Origin of the sequence: Anaeromyxobacter sp. PSR-1, assembly GCF_000964525.1 — a bacterium.
Classification (GTDB): domain Bacteria; phylum Myxococcota; class Myxococcia; order Myxococcales; family Anaeromyxobacteraceae; genus Anaeromyxobacter.
In genome coordinates, this window is record NZ_BAZG01000167.1 from 1 (window position 1) to 9,813 (window position 9,813).

The following is a 9,813-nucleotide window of genomic DNA, read 5'->3' on the forward strand; positions in this document are numbered from 1 at the left end:
CCAGGCCGCCCCGGCCTCGCCGCGCACGTGCGCGGCGAACGCCACGAACGCCTCCAGCTGCTCGGGGCTGGGCGAGATCACCGGCCGCGCGTCCTTCGCCTGCGCCAGCGCCTCGAGCGGCGGGACGCCCCGGGCCACCAGCACGCACAGCGCCACCAGCGCGCTGCGGCCGATGCCGTACTGGCAGTGCACGAGCACGCGCTCGCCCCGCGCCAGCCCCTCGCACGCGAAGGCCACGCCCTCGCGCAGGCGCTCCTGCGGCACCGCGCACGTGTCGCGGGTGGGCAGGTGCAGCAGCCGGATCCCGCACGCGCCCAGCGCCTCGGCGTCGTCGCAGGCCTCGCCGCGGACGTCCAGCACCCGCTGGATCCCGTGCTCGCGGGCGAGCCGCAGCGCGGCCTCCGCCGGGAAGCAGGCCCCCACCGCCAGGCCGGGCGCGACGAAGTGAAGGTCGATCACCCCGGAACGTTGCACCCGCCGGCGCGCCGCGGCACGGGCGCGAGCCCCGGCCGCGGCCGGCGCCCGCCGGCGCGCGCGCTCAGCGGCCGAGCGGCAGGACCACCGTCCCGGCCTCGCGGACCTCGAGCGGCCGCTCGATCGCCACCGCGCCCTCGGGGGACTCGACGCGGATGTCGAGCCGGTAGGCGCCGTCGGGGAGCCGGACCGGGTGGTGCACCAGCGCCTGCCCGGCCGGCACCCGCAGCTCCGCCCGACGCATGAGCTCGGCGCCGCGCCGCACCTCGACCTCGAGGCCGGTCGCGCCCGGGATGCCGCGCACGTCGTAGACCAGCTCCACGTCGCGCGGCGCCGCCCGGAACAGGAGCGCGCCGACGCCGATCGCGCCGGCGAGGAGGAGCAGCCGCAGGAGCGGCCTCCGCGTCACGCCCGGTCCTTCCTCGGCCGGCGTCCGCGCGCCGGCCCGGGGCGCCGCGCCTTCACCTCGGCCTTCACCTCCGGCCGCGGCGTCCCGCCGTCGGCCGCGGGCTTCAGGCGGATCTCCGCCTTCACCTCGATGGCCATGGAGGAGAGCGCCTTCAGGAACTCGCGCCGGACCGCCTCCGACTCGAGGAAGCGGCGGACCTCGTCGGAGAACACCCGCAGGACCTCGCCCTTGGCGCCCTGCGCCTGCTGCCCGATGAACGCGATGACGTCCTTCGGCAGCTTCCAGTCGCGCGCCAGGCGCCGGGCGCCCTCCTCGGTCATGAAGAGCGCGCCCACGCCGGCGAGCAGCGCCTTCTTGACGGTGTCGGGGATGAGCCCGCGCACGCCCGGGCCGGCCGCGACGTCCGGCTCCAGCCCGGCGTCCTCGAGCGCGTCGTCCGGCTCGCCCGCCGGCACCTCGTCGTCGTCGAACGGCGGCCGCCCCTCCACGGCGCCCTCCTCGCGTCAGGCGCGCGGCTGCGCGCCGATGACCGGCAGCCGCGGCGCCTTCAGCACCTGCGTGCTGACCGCGCCGGCCACGTTGCGTGCCACGCTCAGGAACGCCTCGGCCTGCGGGCTGTCGGGCGCGCCCGCGACCACCGGGACGCCCTTGTCGCCGCCCTCGCGGATGGCGAGGTCGATCGGCACCGCGCCCAGGAAGCGCACGCCCATCTTCTCCGCCGCGGCCTGCGCGCCGCCCTTGTCGAAGATGGCCGTCTCGTGCCGGCAGTGCGGGCACACGAACGCGGACATGTTCTCCACCAGGCCGAGCACCGGGATGGAGACCTTGTCGAACATGAGCTTCGCGCGGATGACGTCGGCGAGCGCCACGTCCTGCGGCGTCGAGACCAGCACCACGCCGGCCGCGCGCACGTTCTGGGCGAGCGTGAGCGGGACGTCGCCGGTGCCCGGCGGCAGGTCGAGCACGAGGTAGTCCAGCTCGCCCCAGTTCACGTCGCGCAGCAGCTGCACCAGCGCGCCGGTGACCATCGGCCCGCGCCAGATCAGCGCCTGCTCGGGGTCGATCAGGAAGCCGATCGACATGACCTTGATGCCGTGCGCCTCGAGCGGATCGAGCTTCTGCCCGTCGCGCGAGGTGGGCTTCTGGTCGAGGCCGGTGAGGATGGGCACCGACGGTCCGTAGATGTCCGCGTCGAGGATGCCGACCTTGGCGCCCTGGCGGGCGAGGCCCACCGCGAGGTTGATGGCGACGGTGCTCTTGCCCACGCCGCCCTTGCCCGCGCCGACCAGCACGATGTTCTTCACCCCGGGGGTGAGCGACGACTGCGCCACGCCCGGCGCGGACCGGACCTGCGCGCCCCAGTGGATCTCCACCCGCGCGAAGCCGGCGCGCCGCAGCGCGCCCTCCACGTCGCGGCCGATGGTGTCCTTGAGCGGGCAGGCCGGGGTGGTGAGCTCCACCTTCAGGCGCACGGCGTCGCCCTCGACCACGAGATCCTTGACCATCCCGAGGGAGACGAGGTCCCGGTGCAGCTCCGGGTCCATGACCTTCTTCAGGGCTTCGAGCGCGGCGGCGTTGTCGAGCGGCATGGTCGGCCTTTATAGCGGGGCGCCCCCGCCTTCTCAATCTCCAGGGGGCGCCGCTCACTCCAGCGCGTCCACCCGCCACCGCCCGCCCTCGGCGACCAGCACCGCGCGCCGTCCCCCGCCCACGTCCAGCACGCGGGCGCCCCCCACGTCGCGCAGCGACGCCCCCTGGCCGAGCAGCGCGCGCACGCGCTCGGCCGCCTCCCTCCCGGCCGGCCCGGCGCCGGCGGCGTCGGTGGCGAGGCGCGCCGGGGTGTAGGCCCCCTGCCAGCGCGCCGACAGGAGCGCGAGCGCGTCCGGCCAGCGCCCCTCGCCGAGCGCGTCGGAGAAGCGCCGCAGCACCTCGCGGGCGGCCGCCTCGTCGAGGCCGGCCGGGGGCGGCGCCGGGGCGCGGGCCCCCGGCCCGGCGCAGGCGAGCGCGGCGCAGAGGCACAGCGGGGCGATCCGGCGGCGGCGCACCGCCGACCGATACCACCCCGGCCTGCGCCGCGCCACGGCGCCACGCCGGGGCGGCCCCCGGTGATACGCTCCGGGGATGCGGGTGCTCCGGTTCGAGGGCGGGCAGGTGCGGTCCGGCGGGGAGGAGCTGGCCGGGCCCGGCGCGCCGGTGTGGATCGACCTCGCCCCCACCCCGGAGAACATGGCGTTCCTGGCGGCGCGGTTCCGGTTCCACCCGCTCGCGCTCGAGGACGCGGCCCACGAGGACCAGCGGGTCAAGCTGGAGCAGTACTCGGACAACCTGTTCACGGTGGTCCACCGCATCTCGCCCGCGCCGGACGACTCCGAGCTCGTCACCTACGAGGTGGACGCCTTCCTCACCGCCGAGGCGCTGGTCACGGTGCACTCCGCCCGCATCGCCGAGGTGGACCGGGTGTTCGAGCGGTGCGCCTCCGAGCCGGAGCTGCTCGGGCGCGGCGTGGACTTCGCGCTGTACCTCGTCCACGACGCCATCACCGACGCGCACTTCACGCTGGTGGACGCGCTCACCGCGGACGTGGAGGAGCTGGCCGAGGCGGTGCTCGCGGAGCGGCGCGGCGAGAGCGACGAGGAGCTGCTCGACCGGATCCTGACCGCGCGGCGGCAGCACGTGCTGCTCCGCAAGCGCTTCGCCCCGCAGCGCGAGGTGTTCGCCACGCTGGCGCGGCCGGGCCAGGCGCTGGTGCGCGACCAGACCGCCATCTACTTCCGCGACGTGGTGGACCACGCGGTGCGGCTCACCGAAGAGATCGACACCGGGCGCGACCTGCTCGCCTCGGCGATGGACGCCTACCTCTCGTCCACCAACAACCGGCTCTCCTCGGTGATGACGCGCCTCACGCTCATCTCGACCATCTTCCTGCCCCTCAACTTCATCGGCACGTTCTTCGGCATGAACCTCGACATCCTGCCGCCGCGGGTGGCGGTGCCGCTGGTGCTGCTGTCGATGGTGGCGATGCCGGTCGCGATGTACGCGGTGTTCCGGCGCAAGCGCTGGCTGTAGCCCTTCTCACCGACCGATGGGCACGACCTCGCCGCGGGCGCCGGGCGGCTGGACCCGCACCTCGCCCTCCTGGTCCTCGCGCCCCTCCACCGCGATCTCGACGTCGAGGAACCTGCGGACCACCTCGGCGTTGGTGGTGAGGTGCCGCGTGACCGCGGCGACGGTGTAGCGGGTCACCGGCACGACGCCGGGGGCGGCGGGCAGGATCCCGGCCGCCGCCAGCGCGGCCGGCAGGAGCAGCTGGTCGCCGAGGTGCAGGTCCACCGCGGCGCCGCCGCGGAGGTGATCCCGGAGCCCCTCCACCGCGAGGTCCGCGACCTCCTCCGGCGTCCGCTCGCGCGCGCTGACCGCGCCGTGGCCGGCGCGGGTCCGCTCGAACGTGGAGACCAGCAGCACGTGCCCGCCGCGCGAGGCGCGCGAGGGCACCGGCACCCGCTCGGCCTCCGCCGAGATCCCCGCGTCGCGCAGGCCGCGCAGCGCGCGCGCCGCCTGCCGCTCCGCGACCTCGAAGCCGAGCCCGCCCACCATCGACACCACCTCGACGTCCTGCAGCGTGCCGCGGTGGCGCAGGTCGAGCGGTGGCATGGGGTGCGCCGGCTCGATGCGGGCCGTCATCTCGCCCCCGCCCTCCGGGTAGAACCCGGCCGCCTGCAGCTCCAGGCCGAACCGGAAGCCGAGCCGCGCCACCGCCGGCGCCCACACCAGCGCCAGGTAGTGGAACGTGGGCGCGTGGTCCTGGTGCGTGCCGCCGCGGAGCGTGAGCGTGGACGGCGCGCCCGCCAGCGCGAGCGGCCAGCACACGGTCTGGAACAGGAGCGGCGTCGAGCCGGCCGTGCCGATGTCGAACGCCCAGTCGCCCGCGCGCGGCGCGTGGCGCGGCCGGAACTCGAGCGCGCTCGAGCCGACCTCGTCCCCGGCGAGCTCCGCCTCCACGATGCGCGCGGTGGCGCGCGCCGCCTCGCGGTGCTGCGGGCGCAGGCCCGGCTTGATCCGGTGCTGGCGGATGCGCTCGATGGTGAACGGCCGCCCGGTGACCGCCGACAGCGCGAGCGCGGTGCGCAGGATCTGGCCCCCGCCCTCGCCGGCGCTGCCGTCCAGCACGATGGGAAGATCCGCCGGCATCGGCGCAATGTAGTCCGGCGGGGCGGCCGCGTTAAGCGCGCGTTGGCCCCCAGGGCGCCCCCTCCCCGGGGCGTGCTACAAGGCGCGGGTGATCGCCGCCGTCGCCGTCTTCGCCCTCACCTACGTGGCCGTCGCCGCCGGCCGCTTCCCGTACCTGTCGCTCGATCGCCCCGCGGCCGCCCTGCTCGGCGCGGTGCTGATGGTCGCCCTCGGCGTGCTCACGCCGGCGGAGGGCGGCGCGGCGGTGAACGGCGAGACGCTCGGCCTGCTCCTCGGGATGATGGTCCTGACCGCCTACCTGGGCGAGGCGGGCTTCTTCCGGTGGGCGAGCTGGAGGGTGCTGCGCGCGGCCGGGACGCCGCGGACGCTCCTCTGGGGCGTGGTGTTCACCGCGGGTGCGCTGTCGGCGCTGCTGGTGAACGACACCGTGTGCCTGATGATGACCCCGCTCGTGCTCCGGATGGTGGACGACGCGGACCTGCCGCCGCTGCCGTACCTGCTGGCGGTCGCGTTCGGGTCGAACGCGGGCTCGGCGGCCACGCTCACCGGCAACCCGCAGAACATGATCGTCGGGACGCTGTCCGGGATCTCCTACGCGCACTTCACCGCCGCGCTGGCGCTGCCGGCGCTCGCCTCGCTCCTGCTGGTCGCGGCGCTGCTCCACGCGCTGTTCCGCCGCGCGCTGCCCCGCGGCCCGCTCGCCGGCGGCCGCCCCGCGGCGCCCGAGGTGGACCGGGCGCTGCTCGCGAAGGCGCTCGGCGCGCTGGCGCTGGCGGTGGCCGGCTTCCTGCTCGGCCTCGAGCTCGCCTGGACCGCGCTGTTCGCGGCGGCGCTCTGCATGGCCATCGCCGGGCGCGCGCCGCGGGAGGCGCTCCAGCGGGTGGACTGGCCGCTGCTCGTGTTCTTCGCGGGGCTGTTCGTGGTGGTGGCGGGCATCGGGCGCGCCGGCGTGACCGAGCGGATGTACCAGGCGGTGGCCCCGCTCCTCGGGGCGGACCCGGCGCGGCAGTCGGCGGTGTTCGGGCTGTTCTCGATCGCGGCGTCGCAGGTGGTCTCGAACGTCCCGTTCGTGATCCTCGCCGGCGAGTGGATCCCCCGCCTCGCCGACCCCACCCTGCTCTGGCTGGCGACCGCGCTGTGCGCCACGCTGGCGGGCAACCTGACCATCGTCGGCTCGGTCGCGAACGTCATCGTGCTCGAGCTGGCCGGCTCGCGCGGCCGCATCGGCTTCTGGCGGTTCTTCCGCGTCGGCGCGGTGGTCACGGCGGCGACGGTCGCGGCCGGGCTCGGGATCCTGCTCCTGGAGCACCGGCTGGGGCTGATCGGGTAGGCGTCAACCGCCTGGGAAGACAGAAGCTTTTCACACCTCCGGGGACGCACCCCGGACGGGGGTGGACGGAGCGTGAGATCGACCGCTCCGCCGAAATACACCCCGCCGTTCCCCGTAGGTTCTGCATGGTTGCGGTGGCCGCACTCCCCGATCTAGCTTTCGCGCTCACCTGTCCCGCGAAGGAGCGCTCGTTGGGTCCCTCACTGTCCGGCGAGGCCGCGTGGACGCGGTCGGCCGCACGAGGCGACCGGCAGGCCTTCTCCCGGCTGGTGGACCTGCACAAGCGCACCGTGTTCGCGCTGTGCGTCCGGCTGCTGCGGGACCAGGACGAGGCGCAGGACGCCGCGCAGGAGGCGTTCGCCCGCGCGTACGCGAGCCTGGCCGCGTTCGACCCGACGCAGCCGTTCGCGCCGTGGCTGCTCCGCATCGCGCGGAACCACTGCCTGGACGTGCTCCGCCGGCGGCTGCCGCAGGCGCAGCGGGTCGAGCTGGACGCGGACCCGGAGGACGGCGCGCCCCGCGACCTCGCCGACCCCGACGCACCCCGCGGCGACGACGCGCTGGAGCGGCGCGAGCTGGCGCGCACGCTCGAGGCCGCGGTGGCGGCCCTGCCGGCCAACTACCGCGAGGTCGTGCACCTCTTCCACGTCGAGCACCTCTCCTACAAGGAGATCGCCGCCGCCATGGACGTCCCCATCGGCACCGTGATGACCTGGCTGCACCGCGCCCGCGCGCGGCTCAAGGCGACGCTCGACGCGAGCGCCCCGGAGATGACGCCATGACGACCTTCACCGGACACCTCACGGATGCCCAGGCGCAGCGCCTGGTGGACGGGACGCTGCTCGAGGCCGAGGCGGACGAGGTCCTGGCGCACGCCGGGGACTGCGCCGAGTGCCAGGCGCTGGCCGAGTCCTACCGCGTGCTCGGCGACGCGCTGGGCGAGGCGCTCGGCGCGCTGGAGGTCCCGGAGCTGCCGCGCGACTTCACCGCCGGCGTGCTCTCCCGCATCGACGCCCGCGAGCGCGCGGTCCGGCGCGAGCGGCGCTTCGCCACGGCCATCCTCGCCGCGGTGCTGGTCGCCATCGGCGTCACCGTGGTGGCCGCCGGGGCCGGAACGTGGGCGCCCGCCGCCAGCCGCCTCGCGGGCGGCCTCGGCTCGGCGGGCGAGGTCCTGCGGCTCGGCGCCGGCCTGGCCGGCACCCTGCTCTCGGCGCTCCGCCTGCAGCTCGCGCTCGCCTGCGCCGTCCTCGCCGTCCCGCTGCTGTTCGCGCTCTCGCGCCTCATCCCCTCGGCGCGCGCAGAGCTCGTCTGACCGGAGCCAGAATGCTCTTCGCCCTCCTCCTCGCCGCGCTCACCTTCGAGAGCCCCGAACCGCCGCCGCCGGTCACGCGCGCGCAGGCGACCGCCCCGGCCCCGCGGCCGCCGCAGAAGCCGGCGCCGCGCGCCCGGCCGGAGGTCCCGGCGCCGCCCGCCCCGCCCGCCCCGGCCCAGCACCCGGCCCCGCCGTCCGTGCTGCAGGGCGAGTGGCCGGCGCCCTCCGGCAAGCGCGTCACCCTCGAGGACACCACCGCGCTGGACGACGCGCTCGAGGAGATCGCCGACGCCGCCGGCTGGAACGTGGTGCTCAACACCGGGCGCACCGGCAACAAGCTGCTGGTCCTGAAGCTCCGGAACGTGCCGGTGGAGGACGCGCTGAAGGCGGCGCTGGCCGGGACCGAGCTGGTCGCCACGCGCTCCGGCGACATGGTGGTGGTCGCGCCCCGCCTCGAGCGGCCCCGCGCCGCCGCCGGGGCGCTCACCGGGTTCGAGAAGCCCACCGGCAAGCGCTTCACCGGCGACTTCGACCACACCCCGGTGGCCGACGCGCTCCGGACCCTCTGCAAGTCGGCCGGGCTCTCGGTGGTCATCCCCGACGAGGCGGCCGGGACCGTGAGCGGCCACTTCGTGGACATCCCGGTGGAGGAGGCGCTGCAGGCGGTGCTGGTGCAGGCCGGGCTCGCCGCGGAGCGGACCGGCTCGCTCATCACCGTGCGCGTGGACCGCTTCGCGCAGGCCGACCGCTTCGACCTGCGGCTCCCCCCGGGCTTCGCCGAGGACGCGCGCCGCTCCGCCGAGGAGGCGCTGCGCCAGGCCGAGCGCGAGCTGCGCCGCGCCGGGCGCGAGGTGGACGAGAGCGGCGGGCGCGATCGGCAGTCCACCGGGCAGGACGTGGTGGTCCGGTCCGGCGAGGCGGTGCGCGACGTGAGCGTGGTGCGGGGCAACGTGCAGGTGCAGGGCGGCGCCGCGGCCCGCGACGTGTCCGCGGTGTTCGGCTCGGTGCAGCTCGACCGCGGGGCCGCGGCCCGCGACGTCTCCTCCGTGTTCGGGGGCGCGAAGCTGGCCGGCGGCGCCGTCACGCGCAACGTGGTGGCGGTGGGCGGGGACGTCGAGATCGGGCCCGGCGCCGCGGTGGAGCAGGACGTGACGAGCATCGGCGGCCGGGTGATCGTGGACCCGAGCGCCACCGTGGGCGGCGACACCAAGTCCATCCCGTTCCCCAGCCTCCCCGGCGTGGTCGGGCACACCGCCTCGAGCGTCTTCCGCGAGGCGTCGCCCATCCTGACCGTGCTCGAGGCGCTCATCTCCTTCGCGGTGCTGTTCGTGCTCGGGCTGCTGGTGCTGGCGCTGTTCCCGCGGCGGCTGGAGGCGGTGGCGAGCTACATGGTCGCGAGCCCGGGCAAGTCGCTGCTCGCCGGGACGCTCGGCACGGTGGCCATGCCGGTGCTGCTCGTGCTGCTCGCCGTCACGGTGGTGGGCATCCTGCTCATCCCGGTGCAGATCCTGGGCATGATCGCGGCCGGCGTCCTCGGCGTCACCGCCCTCACCTTCCACGTCGGGCGCGCGCTGCCGGTGCCGGAGAAGCGCCGCACCGTGGTGCTGCAGCTCGCGCTCGGCACGGCCATCTTCGTGGTGCTCGCGCACATCCCGTTCGTCGGGGCGCTGGTCTGGATCGCGACCTGGCTCGTCACCTTCGGCGCGGTGCTCCGCTCGCGGTTCGGCCAGCAGTCGCCGCCGGTGCTGCCCACCACGCCGGCGCCCCCCGCCGCCCTCTAGCGCCGCACCCGCGGCGCGCCGGCCGGGAGCCGGGACAGCGCCTCCACCGCGGCGCGCCGGACCCGGCCGTGGTAGTCGCTCCGCAGCGCCTCCAGCCGCGGCGCGGCCGGCTCGTGGCGGAGCCGCCCGATGGCGCGCGCCGCCACCGCCCGCACCTCGGCGCGATCGGCGGTGAGCTGCGCGGCGATGGCCGGCCCGGCGTCGCGGGCGGCGAGCTGCGCGAGCGCCTCGATGGCCTCGGCGTCCGCGAGCGAGCCCGGGCGCCCCAGCCAGTCCACCAGCGGCTTCACCGCGGCCGGCGCGCCGGTCTTGCCGAGCG

12 protein-coding genes are annotated in these 9,813 nt (G+C 76.2%); 5 read left to right on the forward strand and 7 right to left on the reverse strand.

Annotated elements, in window-relative coordinates:
* From PSR1_RS18480 to PSR1_RS18500, 5 genes are all read right to left on the reverse strand, one after another.
* Positions 1–459, reverse strand: a 459-nt coding sequence (locus PSR1_RS18480) for a dual specificity protein phosphatase family protein (protein WP_059438912.1), incomplete at its 3' end; no start/stop codon positions are given.
* A 79-nt stretch (positions 460–538) separates the two neighbouring features.
* The gene (locus tag PSR1_RS18485; protein WP_059438913.1) at positions 539–883 is read right to left on the reverse strand and encodes a hypothetical protein; all 345 of its coding nucleotides are present in this window, start codon (positions 881–883) and stop codon (positions 539–541) included.
* Positions 880–1,371 (reverse strand): hypothetical protein, encoded by a 492-nt coding sequence (locus PSR1_RS18490; protein WP_059438914.1) that lies wholly within the window; start codon positions 1,369–1,371, stop codon positions 880–882. Before PSR1_RS18490 ends, PSR1_RS18485 begins: the two co-directional genes overlap by 4 nt.
* Before the next feature lie 15 nt (positions 1,372–1,386).
* Complete coding sequence (locus tag PSR1_RS18495; protein ID WP_059438915.1) at positions 1,387–2,472, reverse strand: Mrp/NBP35 family ATP-binding protein; 1,086 nt, start codon at positions 2,470–2,472, stop codon at positions 1,387–1,389.
* Between the two features lie 54 nt (positions 2,473–2,526).
* Positions 2,527–2,928: a hypothetical protein gene (locus PSR1_RS18500; protein ID WP_059438916.1), complete on the reverse strand. Its 402-nt coding sequence runs from the start codon at positions 2,926–2,928 to the stop codon at positions 2,527–2,529.
* Between the two features lie 76 nt (positions 2,929–3,004).
* Between PSR1_RS18500 and PSR1_RS18505 the strand changes: the two genes are divergently transcribed.
* Positions 3,005–3,949, forward strand: coding sequence for a magnesium transporter CorA family protein (locus PSR1_RS18505; protein ID WP_059438917.1), 945 nt, complete (start codon positions 3,005–3,007; stop codon positions 3,947–3,949).
* 6 nt (positions 3,950–3,955) lie between these two features.
* Here the strand turns inward: PSR1_RS18505 and rtcA are convergent, their stop codons facing one another.
* Complete coding sequence (rtcA, locus tag PSR1_RS18510) at positions 3,956–5,071, reverse strand: RNA 3'-terminal phosphate cyclase (protein WP_059438918.1); 1,116 nt, start codon at positions 5,069–5,071, stop codon at positions 3,956–3,958.
* An 88-nt stretch (positions 5,072–5,159) separates the two neighbouring features.
* Between rtcA and PSR1_RS18515 the strand changes: the two genes are divergently transcribed.
* The 4 genes from PSR1_RS18515 (at position 5,160) to PSR1_RS18530 (ending at position 9,494) form a co-directional block, all read left to right on the forward strand.
* Entirely contained in the window at positions 5,160–6,401 is a 1,242-nt protein-coding gene (locus PSR1_RS18515) for an SLC13 family permease (protein ID WP_059438919.1), read from the forward strand.
* A gap of 191 nt (positions 6,402–6,592) precedes the next feature.
* On the forward strand, positions 6,593–7,183 hold the full coding sequence (locus tag PSR1_RS18520; protein WP_059438920.1) for an RNA polymerase sigma factor: 591 nt from the start codon (positions 6,593–6,595) through the stop codon (positions 7,181–7,183).
* A complete protein-coding gene (locus tag PSR1_RS18525; RefSeq protein WP_059438921.1) occupies positions 7,180–7,713 on the forward strand; it encodes an anti-sigma factor in 534 nt (177 codons plus the stop codon). Before PSR1_RS18520 ends, PSR1_RS18525 begins: the two co-directional genes overlap by 4 nt.
* Before the next feature lie 11 nt (positions 7,714–7,724).
* Positions 7,725–9,494, forward strand: a complete 1,770-nt coding sequence (locus PSR1_RS18530; RefSeq protein ID WP_059438922.1) for a secretin and TonB N-terminal domain-containing protein — start codon at positions 7,725–7,727, stop codon at positions 9,492–9,494.
* On the opposite strand, the gene PSR1_RS18535 is transcribed toward PSR1_RS18530, so the two are convergent.
* On the reverse strand, positions 9,491–9,813 hold a 323-nt coding region (locus PSR1_RS18535; protein ID WP_193388386.1), incomplete at its 5' end, for a HEAT repeat domain-containing protein. The genes PSR1_RS18530 and PSR1_RS18535 overlap by 4 nt on opposite strands.

Coding starts and splice junctions, on each gene's coding strand:
- PSR1_RS18495 (WP_059438915.1), bottom strand. CDS start 2,472: ATGCCGCTCGACAACGCCGCCGCGCTCGAAGCCCTGAAGAAGGTCATG.
- PSR1_RS18505 (WP_059438917.1), top strand. CDS start 3,005: ATGCGGGTGCTCCGGTTCGAGGGCGGGCAGGTGCGGTCCGGCGGGGAG.
- rtcA (WP_059438918.1), bottom strand. CDS start 5,071: ATGCCGGCGGATCTTCCCATCGTGCTGGACGGCAGCGCCGGCGAGGGC.
- PSR1_RS18525 (WP_059438921.1), top strand. CDS start 7,180: ATGACGACCTTCACCGGACACCTCACGGATGCCCAGGCGCAGCGCCTG.
- PSR1_RS18530 (WP_059438922.1), top strand. CDS start 7,725: ATGCTCTTCGCCCTCCTCCTCGCCGCGCTCACCTTCGAGAGCCCCGAA.